Origin of the sequence: Kribbella qitaiheensis, from assembly GCF_014217565.1 — a bacterium.
GTDB lineage: Bacteria > Actinomycetota > Actinomycetes > Propionibacteriales > Kribbellaceae > Kribbella > Kribbella qitaiheensis_A.
Window position 1 is genome coordinate 614124 of the sequence record NZ_CP043661.1, and the last position, 16481, is coordinate 630604.

The 16481-nt window shown below is 71.1% G+C and carries 6 protein-coding genes and 1 pseudogene; 6 read left to right on the forward strand and 1 reads right to left on the reverse strand.

From position 1 onward, the window contains the following. Nucleotides 1–22: 22 nt before the first annotated feature. From F1D05_RS38615 to F1D05_RS02720, 4 genes are read left to right on the forward strand one after another with little or no spacing between them, the layout of a single operon-like run. Complete coding sequence (locus tag F1D05_RS38615) at nt 23–9484, forward strand: non-ribosomal peptide synthetase (RefSeq protein ID WP_206686054.1); 9462 nt, start codon at nt 23–25, stop codon at nt 9482–9484. After that, entirely contained in the window at nt 9468–11459 is a 1992-nt protein-coding gene (locus F1D05_RS38620) for a condensation domain-containing protein (protein ID WP_206686055.1), read from the forward strand. Before F1D05_RS38615 ends, F1D05_RS38620 begins: the two co-directional genes overlap by 17 nt. Further along, complete coding sequence (locus F1D05_RS02715) at nt 11456–12703, forward strand: MFS transporter (protein ID WP_185445853.1); 1248 nt, start codon at nt 11456–11458, stop codon at nt 12701–12703. The genes F1D05_RS38620 and F1D05_RS02715 overlap by 4 nt, the downstream gene beginning before the upstream one ends. Beyond that, nucleotides 12696–12899: an MbtH family protein gene (locus tag F1D05_RS02720; protein WP_185445854.1), complete on the forward strand. Its 204-nt coding sequence runs from the start codon at nt 12696–12698 to the stop codon at nt 12897–12899. Before F1D05_RS02715 ends, F1D05_RS02720 begins: the two co-directional genes overlap by 8 nt. 590 nt (nt 12900–13489) lie before the next feature. Here F1D05_RS02720 and F1D05_RS42760 read toward each other — a convergent pair. Then, nucleotides 13490–13756 carry a hypothetical protein gene (locus tag F1D05_RS42760; RefSeq protein ID WP_185445855.1) on the reverse strand — a complete coding sequence of 89 codons (267 nt, stop codon included), beginning with the start codon at nt 13754–13756 and terminating at the stop codon, nt 13490–13492. 223 nt (nt 13757–13979) lie between these two features. Between F1D05_RS42760 and F1D05_RS02730 the strand changes: the two genes are divergently transcribed. Together F1D05_RS02730 and F1D05_RS02735 are read left to right on the forward strand one after the other, a co-directional pair. Then, the gene (locus F1D05_RS02730; RefSeq protein WP_185445856.1) at nt 13980–15170 is read left to right on the forward strand and encodes a hypothetical protein; all 1191 of its coding nucleotides are present in this window, start codon (nt 13980–13982) and stop codon (nt 15168–15170) included. 119 nt (nt 15171–15289) lie between these two features. Beyond that, nucleotides 15290–16403: pseudogene (locus tag F1D05_RS02735) on the forward strand (IS1380 family transposase); the annotation flags it as partial. Nucleotides 16404–16481 lie beyond the last annotated feature (78 nt).

Consider the following 16481-nt stretch of genomic DNA (forward strand, 5'->3'; position numbering starts at 1 on the left):
CACCAGCGGCGCCGTGGTGGAGGTGAGCGTTCCGAGCGAGGTCACCACGCGGCTGAAGGTCCTGGGACAACAGCAGGAAGCCACGCTGTTCATGGTCCTGGTTACCGCGGCCCAGGTGCTCCTCGCGACCTGGTCGGACCAGGACGACGTCGCACTGGGCACGGTGACCTCCGGACGCGAGCGCACCGAGTTGGAGAACCTGGTCGGGTTCTTCATCAACACCGTCGTCCTTCGGTCCACGGTGGACCGGCACGGCGCCTTCCTCGACCTCCTGGCAGGTGTGAAGCAGACGGTGCTGGCCGCCTTCGCCCACCAGGACGTGCCGTTCGAGCGGGTCGTCAACGAGGTCCGGCCGGAGCGGGACACCAGCCGGACCCCCCTGTTCGACGTCATGCTGGTGCTGCAGAACATCCGGGAGCAGGTGGCCGACCTGCCGGGCCTCGTGGCCGAGGAGCTGCCCGTTCCGGTCGTGACGGCGAGCTTCGACCTCACGATCCAGTTCGCGGAGCTGGACGGCGGGCTGCACTGCGCGCTCAACTACAACCGCGACCTATTCGACGCGACGACGATCGAGCGTATGGGTGCGCACCTGCACACCCTGCTCACCGAGATCGCAGCCCATCCCGACCGGCCGGTGGCGGAACTGTCACCGCTGCCCGCCGCCGAACGCCACCAGGTGCTGGCCGAGTGGAACGACACCGCGCGGGAGGTGCCGGACGCCACCGTGCCCGAACTGTTCTCGGCGATGGCGGTCCGGCTGCCGGACCGGACCGCGGTCAGTGACGGCACGCGATCGATCTCCTACCGGGAGCTGGACGTCCTCGCCAATCGGCTGGCCCACAAGCTGGTCGCCGCCGGTGCCGGGCCGGAGCGGTTCGTCCTGGTGTCACTGCCGCGCTCGGTGGACCTGGTGGTGGCCGTGCTCGCTGTGCTGAAAGCCGGTGCGGCCTACGTGCCCGTCGAGCCGGGGCACCCCGACGACCGCACCGCGGCGATCCTCGCAGACCTCGACCCGGTCACGGTGCTGGACACGGTCGACGCAGTGCGCGCGGTGGACGGCTACCCGGACACCGATCCCGGCACCCGGCCCGGCGCTTTGGACAACCCGATGTACGTGATCTACACCTCGGGATCGACCGGCCGCCCGAAGGGGGTCACGGTGACCCAGCGGTCGGTCGTGAACTACCTGCTATGGGCGGTCGACGCCTATGCCGCCCTCGGTGAGTCGGCCCTGCTGCACACCTCGGCCGCGTTCGACCTGACCGTGACGACGCTGTACGGGCCGCTGCTGGCCGGCGGGTCGATCCGGATTGCCGACCTGGCCGAGGGACCGGGAGAGCCGTGCGCCTTCCTCAAGGCCACCCCGAGCCACCTCGGTCTGCTCGCGACGGTGCCGCCTGAGTCCGCGCCGACCTGCGAGCTCGTGGTCGGTGGGGAGCAGTTGCTCGCCGCCGCGGTCAGCGACTGGCGGCGGGCTCACCCGGGCGGCACGGTGATCAATGAGTACGGGCCGACCGAGGCCACAGTCGGCTGTATGGAGTTCCGGATCGAGCCGGGCACCGACATAGTCGCCGGCCCGGTGCCCATCGGACACCCGGTGTGGAACACCCGCGTGTACGTGCTTGACCGGTTCCTGCGGCCGGCGCCGCTCGGTGCCGCCGGTGAGCTGTACGTCGCCGGCACCGGGCTCGCCAGGGGATACGCCAACCGGCCGGGCCAGACCGCCGACCGGTTCGTGGCCTGCCCGTTCGCGGCCGCCGGCGAGCGGATGTACCGGACCGGGGACCGTGCGCGCCGTCGTGCCGATGGCGCCGTGGTCTACCTCGGCCGGGCCGACGACCAGGTCAAGATCCGCGGCCACCGCGTCGAGCCCGGCGAGGTGGCGACCGCGATCCACCGCCACCCGGACGTGGCTGAGGTGGCGGTGGTGGCGCGCAGGGACGGCCAGGACCCGGCCCGGCTGGTGGCCTACGTCGTACCGCGTCCCGGCAGCTCGTGTCCGGACCGGACGGCGACGGTGGCGTTCCTGAAGCCGTTGCTGCCGGAGTACATGCTGCCCTCGGCGGTCGTGCCCATGGCCGTGCTGCCGATGAGCGTCAGCGGAAAGCTGAACCGCGAGGCACTGCCCGCCCCCGACTTCGGCTCCGCGGCGGGGTCGGAACGGGTGCCACCGCGTACCGACGCGGAACGCCTGCTGGCCGAGATCTGGGCCGACGTGCTCGGGCTCGCCGAGGTCGGCGTCGAGGACAACTTCTTCGGCCTCGGCGGTGACTCGATCCTGAGCATCCAGGTCGTGTCCCGGGCGCGGCAGGCTGGGCTGCGGGTGACCCCCAAGGACATCTTCGGGCATCAGACGGTCGCGGAGCTGGCCGTCGTCGCCGGCTCGGCGCTGCTCGACGAGACCGCCCACCTGCCGGTCACCGGACCGGCGCCGGTGAGCCCGATCCAGCACTGGTTCCTCGACGACCAGGTGGCGGCGGGAGCAGATCCCCACCACTTCACGATGTCGCTGCACCTGGAGCTGGCCGACGATGTCGACGAGCCGGCATTGCGGACCGCGGTGCTTGCTCTGGGCACGCACCACGGCGCCCTGCGCACCCGGTTCGAGCGGGGCGACGAGGGCTGGCGCCAGACCGCCGACCCGGACCTGGCCACGGTCGAGTTCTCCGTGCACGACCTGACCGGCCTCGACGACGAGGCTCGGTGGAAACGACTCGCGGACCTCGGCGACGCCGCGCAGGCGATGCTGGACATCACCGAGGGCCCGCTGGTCCGGGCCCTGCTGTGCCGCCTCGGCGCCGGCCGACGCCCGCGGTTGCTGCTCGTCGCGCACCACCTCGTGGTCGACGGTGTGTCCTGGCGGATCCTGCTCGCCGACTTGCGCACGGCCTACGAGCAGGTCCGCGCCGGTGCAGCGGTCCGGCTGGCGCCGGTGGGCTGCCCGTTCGACCGGTGGGCGCTCCGGCTGGCCGAGCACGTACGCGGTGGGGCCCTCGACGACGCCGTCGACCACTGGGCCGACCAGTCCATCACTGACGACGAGCTGCCAGTGGACCACGCTGGAGCGAACACCACCGGCTCGACCGGCACCGTCGCGGTCGGGCTGAGCGCCGAGGACACCGAGGCCCTGCTGCACCGAGTGCCTCAGGCGTACCGCACCCAGGTCAACGACGTGCTGCTCAGCGCGCTCGCCAGGACCCTATGCGGGTGGACCGGACGGCTGCGGACCTGGGTCGCGGTGGAGGGACACGGCCGGCAAGGCGTGCTCGAGAACCTGGACCTGTCCCGAACCGTCGGTTGGTTCACCGCCCAGTTCCCGGTGGCCATGGAGGTGCCGGCCGAGGCGGACTGGGGCGCGACGCTGAAGGCGGTCAAGGAACAGCTGCGGGCTGTGCCGCACCAGGGGTTGAGCTACGGGGCATTGCGGTACCTGAGCCCCGACGGGTCGAGGGCGCGGGCGGCCCTGGACCAGCCGATGCCGCCGGTCAGCTTCAACTACCACGGCCGGTTCGACGTGGCGGGCGACGACGGTCTCGTTGTGGCGCAGCATCCAGCCCTCGGCCGGGATGCCGCCACCCACAGCCCACGGCCGTACCTGCTGGACGTCATCGGTGCAGTCACCGGCGGCGTGCTCGAGCTGGAGTGGCAGTTCTCCACCGCGGTGCACGACGAGGCGACGGTGCGCGCGCTGGCCGAGACGATGGTCGCGGACCTGCGGGAGATCATCGGCCACTGCACGCGACCGGACACTGGCGGCCGCACCCCGTCCGACTTCCCGCTCGCCGGGCTCGACCAGGCGGCCGTGGACCGCATCGCGGGCGACGGCCGCGCGGTGGAGGACATCTACCGGCTCACCCCGCTCCAGTCCGGCATGCTGTTCCACAATCTCGTCGCCCCGGGCTCGGGCGCCTACCTCAACCAGGTCCAGCTGCGGCTGCGCCAGGTGAGCCGGCCGGAGGCGCTCGCCGAGGCGTGGCAGCGCGTGGTGGACCGCACACCGATCCTGCGCAGCTCCGTGGTGTGGGAGGGCGTGGCCGAGCCGCTGCAGGTCGTGCACCGGAGCGTGCGAGTGCCGGCCACGTACCACGACTGGCGGGACCTGCCCGCGGCCGAGGTGGATGCGCAGGTACGGCGGGCGCTGGCCGCCGCCCGTGCCGCCGTACTCGACCTCGCCGCCGCGCCGCTGTTGCGGCTGGTCGTCGCCAGGATGCCCGGCGACGAAGTGCTGCTCGTCACCACGTCGCACCACATCGTCCTGGATGGCTGGAGCACCGCGCAGGTCTACAGCGAGGTGTTCGACGAGTACGCCGCGATCGTCGCCGGCCGGCCGGCGACGGCCGGCCCGGGACCGCGGCGACCGTTCCGCGACTACCTGGAATGGCTGGCGGCCCAGGACCCCGGACAGGCCGAGCAGCACTGGCGGCAGGTGCTCGCCGGGCTGACCGCGCCCACCCCGCTGCCCTACGACCAGGCGCCACGCGAGGCGCACGCGGCCGAGTCGGACGAATCCGTGCTGGTCGAGTTGCCCGCGACGACCTCGGCCCGGCTGCGAGACATGGTGCGGGGCAACGGTCTCACCCTCAACACGGTGGTGCAGGGGGCGTGGGCCCTGCTGCTGTCCCGTTTCAGCGGCGAGCGGGACGTCGTGTTCGGCACCACCGTCTCCGGCCGGCCCGCTGAGCTGCCCGGCGTGGAGTCGATGGTGGGCATGTTCATCAACACCGTGCCGACCAGAGTGGATGTCTCTAGTAAACAGTCACTGTTGCCCTGGCTGACCGCGTTGCAGGCAGCGCAGACGGAGTCCCGCCGCTACGAGTTCGTGTCGCTGGCCCAGCTCCAGTCCTGGAGCGACCTGCCGGCGGGAGCGAGCCTGTTCGACACCGCGGTCGTATTCGAGAATTATCCGATCGACACCACCCCGGCGGACGAACAGGGCGTCCAGGTCGCCGGGATCGAGGCGTCGGACACCACCACGTTCCCGCTCCTGCTCAGCGCCCACCTCGATGACCGGCTCCACCTCGAGCTTGCGTACGACCCCCGGCTGTTCGCCGCCGCCACCGCGCGGCGGCTCGCCGAGCACCTGGAGTCCGTGCTCACCCGCATCGCGGCCAGGCCGGAGCGGTCGCTCGCGGAGCTGTCCGCGCTGCCGGAGCCCCAGCGCGACCGCGTCCTCAAGACCTTCAACGACACTGGCCTCGACGTGCCGGCCGCGACGGTGGCGCAGGTGTTCGCGGAACAGGTGCGGCGTACGCCGCACGAGACTGCCCTGGTCTCCGGCCCCGACTCCCTCGACTACGCCGAGCTTTACGCGCGGGCCAACCGCCTCGCGCGCCTGCTCGTGGCGAAGGGTGCCGGGCCGGAGCGCGTGGTGGCGCTGGCGCTGCCACGTGGCGCGGACATCGTGGTCGCCATCCTGGCCGTCCTCACGTCCGGGGCGGCCTACCTGCCGGTCGATCCGGACCTGCCCGCCGACCGCGTCGCGTTCCTGCTGGACGACGCGCGGCCGGTCGTGGTGGTCTCCGCCACTGGCGCCCCCCGGGTGTGCCGGGACCGGGCGGACCTGCTCCTCGACACCGAGGAGACGGCGGCAACCCTCGCCGCCCTGTCGACCGCCGACTTGACCGACGCCGACCGGAGCGCTCCGCTGCACACGGGCAACCCCGCCTACCTGATCTACACCTCCGGCTCGACGGGCACGCCTAAGGGTGTGCTCGTCGAGCACCGGGCGCTCACCAACCTGTACTTCGACCACCACACCCATCTGATCGGGCCGGAGGCCGAAACCGCGGGGCGGCGGCTGCGGTTCGCCTCGACCGCGACGTTCTCGTTCGACACGTCGTGGGAGGGGCTGCTGTTCCTGGTCGCCGGCCACGAGCTGCATGTGCTCGATGACGACGTGCGGCTCGACGCCGAGGCGCTAGTCGAGTACGTGCGCAGCCGCCGGATGGACGTGCTGGACCTGACCCCTGCCCACGCCCAGCTGCTGGTGGCGGCCGGTCTCCTCGCCGGCCCGCGGCACCGCCCCCGGATCGTCATGCTCGGTGGCGAGGCGGTTGGCGAGGCGCTGTGGCGGCAGGTCGCCGCGGCACCGGACAGCACCGGCTACAACTACTACGGTCCCACCGAGTGCGCGGTCGACGCCGTCGCCGCCCCGGTCGTCGGCGACCGCCCGGTGATCGGCAGGCCGCTGCGCAACGTCACGGCCTACGTCCTGGACGCCGAGCTGCGTCCCGTGCCTGTCGGTGTCACCGGCGAGCTGTACCTGGGCGGCGACCAGGTGGCGCGGGGCTACCTGAACCGGCCGGGGCTGACCGCGGACCGGTATCTCGCCGACCCCTTCGCCGACCCGTCAGCCCGGCCCGGCGCCCGGATGTACCGGACCGGCGACCTGACGAGGTGGACCGAGGAGGGCGTGCTCGAGTACCTCGGCCGGGCCGACGAGCAGGTGAAGGTCCGGGGGTTCCGGATCGAGCCGGGCGAGGTCGAGACGGCGTTGCTGGCCCACCCCGACGTCGCCGAGGCGGTCGTGATGGCCCGCAGCGAGACGGGGCACCAACGGTTGGTGGCCTACGTCGTGCCGACAGAATCCACCGAGCCGCCGGGGTCCACGCGGCTGCGTGAGTGGCTCGGCCGCTCGCTGCCCGACTACTTGGTGCCGTCGGTGTTCGTCCGGCTGGACCGGCTCCCGCTCACCCCGAACGGCAAGGTGGACCGCGCCGCGCTGCCGGCCCCGGATGGGGTGCCCGACCGGGAACGCGCCTTCGTGGCGCCGAGGAACACCACCGAGGCGGAGCTCGCCCGCATCTGGGCCGAGGTGCTTGGCGTGGAGCGGGTGGGGGTCGAGGACAACTTCTTCGAGCTGGGTGGCGACTCCATCCTGAGCATCAAGGTGATCTCGCGGCTCCGGGCCGCGTTCGACACGGCCGTGTCACCGCGTGCGGTGTTCACCACGCCGACGGTCGCAGGCCTCGCCGCGGCGGTCGGGACGGCCGGGAGCGGCGCCGTCGCCGGCATCTCGGTGGTTCCGAGGGATCGCCCGCTGCCGCTGTCGTTCGCCCAGCAGCGGCTGTGGTTCCTCGACCAGTTCGACCCGGACAGCAGGGCCTACCAGTCGTCGTTCGCGGTGCGGCTGCGCGGGGACCTGGACGTCGACGCGTTCGCCGGGGCGATGTCCGCCCTGGTCGCCCGGCACGAGTCGCTGCGCACGACCTTCGACGAGTCCGACGGTACCGGCGTGCAGGTTGTGCACCCGCCTGCCGAGGTGCCGGTGCCGGTCACCGACCTGACCGCGCTGTCCGAACAGGACCGCGCGGGCGAGCTGGACCGGATCCTCGCCGAGGAGAGCGGACGCGGGTTCGACCTGCGCCGCGGCCCGCTGCTGCGGGCGCGGCTGGTTCGGCTGGCCGTCGACGAGCACGCGCTGGTCGTGATGATGCACCACATCGTCACCGACGGCTGGTCCAACGTCGTGATGCTCGGCGACCTCAGCGCGCTGTACGAGGCAATCCGCGCGGGCGGGGCACCGGACCTGCCGACACTGCCGGTGCAGTACGCCGACTTCGCCGCGTGGCAGCGGGAGTCCCTCGGCGGGCTGGACCAGCAACTGGGCTACTGGCGCGAGCAGCTGGAGGGGGTGCGCCCCGTCGACCTGCCGACCGACCGGCCGCGGCCCGCGGTGAAGACCACGAACGGCGCCGTGCTGGAGTTCGCGGTGCCTGAGGAGGTCGTCGCGCGGCTCAAGCGGGTGGCGAGCCGGCAGGACGGCACGCTGTTCACCGCGGTGGTCGCCGCGGTCCAAGTGCTGCTCGCGCGGTGGTCGGGTCAGGACGACGTCGCGGTGGGAACGGTTACCTCCGGCCGGGAACGGCCCGAGGTGGAACGCCTCATCGGGTTCTTCGTCAACACGCTGGTGCTGCGCTCCCGGGTGCGGGAGGACGTGTCCTTCCGCGAGTTCCTCGCCGAGGTGCGGAACACCGTGCTGGCCGCCTTCGCCAGCCAGGACGTGCCGTTCGAGCGGGTCGTGGACGACCTCGCCCCGGCGCGCGACACCAGCCGGAGCCCTCTGTTCGACGTGTTGGTGGTCCTGCAGAACATCCCGGACGAGACCGGGCGGCTCGCTGACCTGGACCTGGCGGAGGTCGACCTGCCGTCGGTCACCGCCACGTTCGACCTGACCTTCGAGCTCCAGGAGATGCCCGGCGGCGGGCTGCACGCGGGGCTGAAGTACAACACGGACCTGTACGACGCCGAGACCGTCGAGCGAATGGCCGGCCACTTCCGGGTCCTGTTGGACGCTATGGGGGCCGAGCCGGACCGGCCGCTGGCCCAGCACTCGCTGCTGGCCGAGGATGAGCGTGGCCTGGTGCTGTCGGTCTGGAACGACACGCGCCAGGAGTTGCCGGCGGTGACGGTGCCTCGGCTGTTCGAGGACCAGGTGGCTTGTGGCGCTGAACGCGTGGCGGTGAGCGACGGGGACCGGTCGGTGACCTACGGCGAGCTCAACACGTGGGCCAACGCGCTGGCTCACAGGCTGGTCGGCCAGGGCGTCGGACCGGAGCGGTACGTGGTGGTGTGCCTGCCCCGATCGGTGGAGCTGCTGGTCGCGCTGCTCGCGGTGCTCAAGGCCGGTGGGGCCACCGTCCCGGTGGAGCCCGGCCAGCCCGCGGAGCGGATTGCGGTGATCGTCGACGACGTGCGGCCGGTGGTGGTGCTGGACGACCTCGCGGACGTCCACGTGGTGGCCGGCCACCCGGACACCGACCTGACCGACGACGACCGCGCCTGTCCGCTGCGCCCCGACCACCCGGTGTACGCCATCTACACCTCCGGCTCCACCGGCGTGCCCAAGGGCGTGGTGACCACTCACCGTTCGCTCGTGAACTACCTGTCGTGGGCGGTGCGGGGGTATCCCGGGCTGGCCGGGACCGCGGCGCTGCACACGTCGGTCGCGTTCGACGGCACCGTGACCACGCTGTACGGGCCGCTGCTCGCCGGGGGCGAGATCCAGGTGGCCGACCTCGACGGTGGCGCTGCCGCGCCGTGCACATTCCTCAAGGCGACGCCGAGCCACCTCGCGCTGCTCGACACCCTGCCCGCGGGCGCCCCCCCGACCGGCGAGCTCGTGCTCGGCGGCGAGGAGCTGCTGGGCGCCGCGGTCGAGGGGTGGCGCGCGGCGCACCCCGGTGTCACCGTCATCAACTCCTACGGGCCGACCGAGACGACCGTCGCCTGCGCGGACCATCGGATCGAGCCGGGGGACCGGTCGGCACCGGGTGCCGTCCCGATCGGACGCCCGGCGTGGAACACCCGGCTCTACGTGCTCGACCGCCTCCTGCGCCCAGTGCCGGTCGGTGTGGTCGGGGAGCTGTACGTCGCGGGCGCCGGGGTGGCAAGGGGCTACCTGAACCGACCCGGCCCCGACTGCCGACCGGTTCGTGGGCTGCCCGTTCGGCTCCGCGGGCGAGCGCATGTACCGCACCGGTGACCTGGTGCGGCGGCGGTCCGACGGCGACCTCGTCTACCTGGGCCGCGCGGATCGGCAGGTCAAGATCCGCGGGCACCGCGTCGAACCCGGTGAGGTCGAGGCCGCGCTGCTGTGCCACCCCGACGTGGTCGAGGCCGCGGTGGCCGCCCCGGAGGCACGCGGTCACCGCAGGCTGATCGGGTACGTCGTACCCGCGCCTGCGACCGCGGCGGGACCGGACGACGAGGTGCTGCGGACGTTCCTCGCGGCACGCCTGCCGGACTACCTGGTGCCGTCGGCTTTCGTCCGGCTCGACGCGCTGCCTAGAACCCCCAACGGCAAACTCGACCGCGCCGCGCTGCCCACTCCCCGGCCGGAGCCCGACCCCGGAGCCGGGCACACACCGCCTCGTACGCCGACCGAGCGGATGCTGGCGGACCTGTGGGCCGGCGTCCTGGGCCTGGAACGGGTCGGGGTGACGGACAACTTCTTCAGCCTCGGCGGCGACTCGATCCTCAGCATCCAGGTGGTGGCCCGGGCCAGGAAGGCAGGACTCCGGCTGACAACGAAGGACCTGTTCCTGCACCAGACCATCGCCGCGCTGGCCCCGGTCACGACGGTGGCCGACGCCGGTGCCGTCGTGTCGGCGCCGGTCACCGGGCCAGTGCCGCTCACCCCCATCCAGCACCGGTTCTTCACCACTCACCGGGCCAACCATCACCACTTCAACCAGTCGGTTCTGGTCGAGCTGACCGAGGACCTCGACGAGCGGTCGCTGCGGCGTGCGCTCGATGCGGTGGTCGGCCACCACGACGCGCTGCGGATGCGCTTCGTCCACGCCGACGGGCGGTGGCACCAGGAGAACGCACCGGCCGAACCAGTGGCGCTGCCTGTGGTGCACGACCTGTCCGGGCGGGATGCCGACGACCAGGACGCGGCCATGACGACGGTCGCCGACGAGCTGCAGCGCGGCTTCGACCTGGGCGGCGGCCTGCTGCTGAACGCGGCGCTGTTCGACAGGGGCCCGGGGCGGGCGCCGTGCCTGTTCCTGGTCGCGCACCACCTGGTGATCGACGGGGTGTCCTGGCGGATCCTGCTCGACGACCTCGACACCGCGTACCGCCAGGCCGCGCGCGGTGACGCCGTCGACCTCGGCGCGAAGACCACCTCGTTCCGGGATTGGTCGCACCGGCTGTCCGGACACGCCGCCGGCGGCGGTCTGGACGGAGAGTTGGACCACTGGTCGGCTGCGCTCGACACGTGCGCCGCCACCGCCGCCCCGGTGCCGGATGTGCGGCCGATGACCGCGCCCCGGGTCCTGCCTGTCGTGCTGAACGCGGCTGACACCGAGGCCCTGCTGCGGATGGCGCCCACCGTGTACCGCACCGGCATCAACGACGTCCTGCTCACCGCGCTCGCGTGGGCGCTGTCGAAAGGGACCGGGCAGGCACGTGTCTGTGTCGACCTCGAGGGCCACGGTCGGGAGGACGTCTTTCCCGACGTGGACCTGTCGCGGACCGTCGGCTGGTTCACCACTCAGTTCCCGGTGGTGCTCGACGTGCCGGCGGGCGACGTGTCCGGGTGGCGCGACCTGGTCCGCGCCACCCGGAGGCAGCTGCGGGCCATTCCGGCGAACGGTCTTGGCTTCGGTGCCCTGCGTCACCTCGGTCCCACTGCGGCACGCGCGCGGCTCGCCGGCGTTACTCCTCGCGTCGGGTTCAACTACCTAGGGCAGTGGGATGCGCGGCCGGCGGAGGGCGGTCAGGGGCTCTACCAGGCCGTCCTTTCTTCCATCGGGCAGGACTACGACCCGACCGATCGGGATGAGCACCCCGTGGAGATCGTGGGCGCGGCCGAAGCCGGGCGACTGAGCTTCGCCTGGGCCTACCACCCGCAGTTGCTGGCGGAGACCGAGGTGGAGCCGATGGTGGCGGCGTTCACCGACGCGCTGGTGCGAATGGCCGAGGAGTGCCGGGGGGACGGGGAACGCCGATGACCACACTCGTCCAGAACCGTGAGTACCGGCTGCTGTGGACGAGCCAGGCCGCGTCGGAGTTCGGCTTCAGCACGGCGATGATCGCGTTCCCGCTGGTGGTGTTGACGACGACCGGCTCGGCCACGGCGTCCGGGCTGGTGCTGGGTGCTGCCGCGGCGGCCCGCCTGCTCGCGGGCGTGCCCGCTGGCGTGCTGATCGACCGGTGGAACCGAAAGACCGTGATGGTCGTGTGCGAGGCGGTGCAGGCGCTGGCGGTCGCGAGCCTGGTCGTGGCCCTGTGGTGGGACGTGGCGAGCGTTGCCCACATGGTCGTGGTGGCCGCGATCCTGGGACTGTGTACGGCGTTGTTCGAGCCGGCGGAGTACTCGTGCTTGCCGGCGCTGGTGCCGGCTCGGCAACTCCCCGCGGCGGTGGCCATGAACACGGCGCGCAGCCACCTCGGTCAGCTCGCCGGTACCGCGGCGGGCGGCTTCCTGTTCGCCGTCGGCCGGTTCCTGCCGTTCGCCGTTGAGGTGCTCAGCCACCTGTTCGCATGCATACGGCTGATGTTCCTGCGTGTGCCGCCGCGCACCCAGCGCCGCGAATCCACGAGCCGCTTCCGCGACGAGCTGGGCGAGGGGTTGCGCTGGATGTGGCGGCAACGCCACATTCGCGCGGTCGCGCTGTGCGCAGTCAGCCTCAACGCCTTTTTCACCGCCTACTACATCGTCATCATCGTGCTGACGGCGGCGCGGGGAGTCACTGCGGGCGAGATCGGCGTCATGGCCGCGATGCTCGGCGCGGGAGGCATCCTCGGTGCCGTCGCCGCCCCTGCGCTGTGCCGTCGGCTGAGCCCGTACGCGTTGATCGTCATGGTCTTCTGGGTGCTCGCTGTGCTCGCCCCGCTCGCGGTCGTGATCGACAGCGGCTACCTCATGGGCGCCCTGTTCGCCGCCATGGCGTTTCTGCCACCCAGTGCGAACACTGCGATCGCCACCCAGCAGTTGCTGCTGACCCCCGAACGTATGCGCGGGAGGCTGAGCGGGGTGATGGCCGTCGCCACCGGGACGGCGAGCGCCGTCGGACCACCACTCGGCGGGCTGCTTGCCGAGCTCTTGCCCGGGAGCCGAGCCGTGCTGCTCTGCACGGCGGGCATGGCGGCCGTCGCGCTGCTGGCCACCATCGCCCCGCCGTTGCGTACCTTCCCACGACTCACTGATGCGGTAGCAGATTCACCCCGACAGAAAGGAACGCCCGATGGATGACGAAGACACCCGGTACCAGGTTCTGGTCAACGACGAGGAACAGTACTCGCTCTGGCCGGTGACCCTCGATGTGCCGCCCGGCTGGCGCCCGGTCGGCAAGGAAGGCGATCGGCAGGAATGCATGTCCTACGTGGACGAGGTCTGGACAGATATGCGACCGCGGAGCCTCCGCGAGCAGATGGACGCCCCGAACTGATCGCGATGCGGATGACGGGGACGATTGCCCGTCATCCGCATCTCCTGCACAACCATAAGAACGTCGGCACCGAGACACCGCGGTCGCCACGGTGCGGCAGCCGGGACCGGGTAGCGCGCGGCGCTCGCAGACGCGAATCCTCAGTACCATGACCGGCCAGTTGCAGACAGCCTGTCTGACTGGTTGGCCTCCTTGAGCAGGGCTTGGCGTCGCCCAGGTTCGCTCTGCCGCGACGGCTTCGCGTGCTACGGATCTTACCCGTCGCGGACCGCGGTTGACCGAGGAACGCACTCGCACGATCCAGCGCCTGGTAAAGAGTGAAGACGTCCACGGCGCTCTCATCTGCTCCGTATCTGCTCCGTTGGCCACTGACCAGCAGCGAGTGTCACCCGCAATCGCGCCGCGACGAGCCGGCGCCTCCTACCAGCGCGGGCTACATCGCGGTGGCCGATCCGGAGGGAAACGAGTTCTGCTTGGACTGAACACCACGAGGACCGAACCGATCGCCTTCGTCCGGGCAGCCACCGACGGGGAACTTCACCCCGGTGAGGTCTTCGGAGACGGCCCACAGCCGCTGCTGGACGGCGCTACTACGACTGGGCGTTGGTCGCCATCACCGCAGGTGATCCGACGGCCATCAGCACCTGGTGATCCGCGCTGGGACTCCTGGCACCGCTGGGCCGCCCCTGGCCCTGCTCGCCCACGCCTTCCTCGCCATCACCGCCGCCCGCGAACGCTGCGACCAGGCCCCGACCGACGACGGGACCAGCCCCGAGGGCCCGATCCCGCTCACCTGCAATGAGATCCAGCGCCTGTTCACTGCGCCGACCGTCCGGTCGGCCCGCGACACTGCCCACCGACTGCGCTGGTCCACCTGGCGGCGACGCCACCAAGCCCGCGCCCGCCGCAGTCACGACCGCCGTCAGGCAGCCCTTCCACTTATGAAGATCACGATCCCAGGCGGGAGTGCCCGTTCGTTTCTCCCCCACGCGAGGGAGGCGGATGGTCCGCGCGGTGGATGCGACCGGTGCGGCGGCAGGGGGAACCTTGAGTGTCAATAATGCGGAACCGGAGGTCACGGTGGCTGTTCCTACGAAATTGCAGACACATACCGGCTCCAGCCCGCCGTTGCGGGACGCGGGGTGGGCGGCGTGGTCGCGGCGCTGGCCCACGTGGGCGCCGCACGCCGCCGCGGTGTGGGGCGTGTTGTTCGCCGCAGTCCAGGTCACGTGGGCTGCATCAGGCGCCACCGTGCCCTGGTCGCCGGATGTCGCGTATGCGCCGACGATCCAGCTCCTGCTGGCGGCCATCGCAGTCCTGGCTGCCGGAGCCTGCCTGGCCACTACCCGGACGCTTGCCAGGCGTGGCCGAGTGATGGTGGCAGCGGCGCTGATCCTGGCGGTCCCGGTTTTTGTGATGGGGATGGCCAGTCTGCCGGCGCACTTCGTGGTGCTGGCGTCGTTCTCCGGGGTGGACAGCATCACCGGCCTGGCGCATGACCTGTTGAGCGCGGTGGGCTCCGCTCTTCTCATCCTCGTCGGAATGTCGTACCGCCGACGGATGCAAGGCAGGTGCCCTCGGTGCGGACAGGACCACGTGGGTGGTTTTGACGGTCCGCTTGCCCACCCTGGACCCTCCGTCGCGTCGAAGCGAACCCGAGTCGCGGTGTACCTGCTCATGTGCGGGCTTCTGCCGTGGGCTGGGGTCAAGACCATCTGGACGCTGGGTGGCGATGCGATCGGCGTCACGGCGCAAGGGTGGCGGGAGACGAATGCAAGCGAGTCGGGGCTGGCAAAGGCCCTCGCATCGGTGGGAATCGATGTCACCGTGCTGGCCGCGATGGCTGCGATTTTCCTGTTGCTGGGACTGCTGTACCCGTGGGGGCAAGTGTTCCCCCGATGGACCCTGATCCTCTCCGGGCGGCGAGTCCCACGTCTACTGCCCTTGCTGCCAGCGTGGTTGAGCTCCGTCGGCCTGTCGGTATACGGAGTCGTCCTGCTGATCTACGCCCCGCTCAGCGCCACCGGAGTACTGCCGAAGCTGAAACCGTCGGGGGGAGCGTTCACCACCAGTTCCGGGATCACCTGGATGGTCGCCTTCGGCGGTCTAGCCTTCGCCGGCCTGGGCTTCGGCCTCATCGCGGCCGCCCGTTCCTACTCCGCCCGGACCCGCCCCATCTGTGCCAGTACCGCCACCCGCGTACCGGCGCCGTCCGCGCAGGATCAAGCTCCGCCCCCCGCCAGCGATCACGATCTACGGCTGGAGTACTAACCTTCACGTTTCACGGAAATTGGGGCGACGCGTGAGATAAAAAGGCGAGAGTGCCTTGCCTGTAAGAGAAAATTGGGTTTGCGAAGACTCAATGATCTCGAACAGGAAGACACTCTCGAGTGAAGCGTAGCAACGGCAAGGCGCGGTTCAAGGTGTCGGCGGATGGTAAGGGGATCGTGTCGCACGCCGGGACCGCGTTACTGCGGGAACTGGCCACCTCGACTGGGCTGGCGCAGGGGTGGACCGAGGCGTTGATCGACACCTACCGGTTGCCGCCGCTGCACGCACCAGGACAGGTGCTGGTCGACGTCGCCGTGTCGATCGCCGATGGCGGCGACGCGCTGCGGCATCTGCGGACGCTGCGGGACCAGCCGCGCCTGTTCGGGCTGGTCGCCTCCGACCCGACCGCGTGGCGGGTCATCAACAAGGTCGACACCGCCCGGCTGGACACATTGCGGGCCGCCCGGGCCAAGGCACGCGAGCGGGCCTGGGCGGCCGGCGCGGGCCCGGACCTGACCAAAGACCTGTGGCTGCACTTCGACGCGACCCTGCTCACCGCGCACTCGGACAAGGAAAACGCCGCACCCACCTGGAAGAAGGGCTTCGGGTTCCACCCGTTGCTGTGCTATCTCGACCGCCCAGACATCTCCGGCGGCGAAGCACTGGCCGGGCTGCTGCGGCCAGGCAACGCCGGCTCCAACACCGCCGCCGACCACGTCGCAGTGCTGGACCTGGCGATCACCGCACTGCCAGCCCACGCCCAGCCCGGCGCAGCCGACGGACCCAAGGTGATGGCCAGCGCCGATTCCGCCGGCGCAACCCACGTGTTCGCTGCCGCGCTCCGGGCTCGTGGGATCGGGTTCTCGCTGGGCTTTGCCATCGACCACAACCTGCAGCAAGCGATCCTGGCCACCCCGAAACACGCCTGGACCGAGGCCTACAACGCCGACGGACAACCCCGCCCCGGCGCCTGGGTCGCCGAACTGACAGAGCTGCTCAACCTCACCAACTGGCCAAAAGGGTCCCGGGTCATCGTCCGCAAAGAACGACCCCACCCCGGCGCCCAACTGACCTTCTCCGACATTGACGGTCACCGGTTCACCGCGTTCCTCACCGACACCCCCACCGGCCAGCAACTCCCCGACCTCGAAGTGGAGCATCGCGGCCACGCCCGCGTCGAAGACCGCATCCGCACCGGCAAAGACACCGGTATGCGCAACCTGCCCTTCCACGTGAGTATGACAACCCCATCTGGCCCCGCTGTGATGCTTTGATTTGGCCCCACCCTGCTTGTTTTGGTGGTGTTGTCTT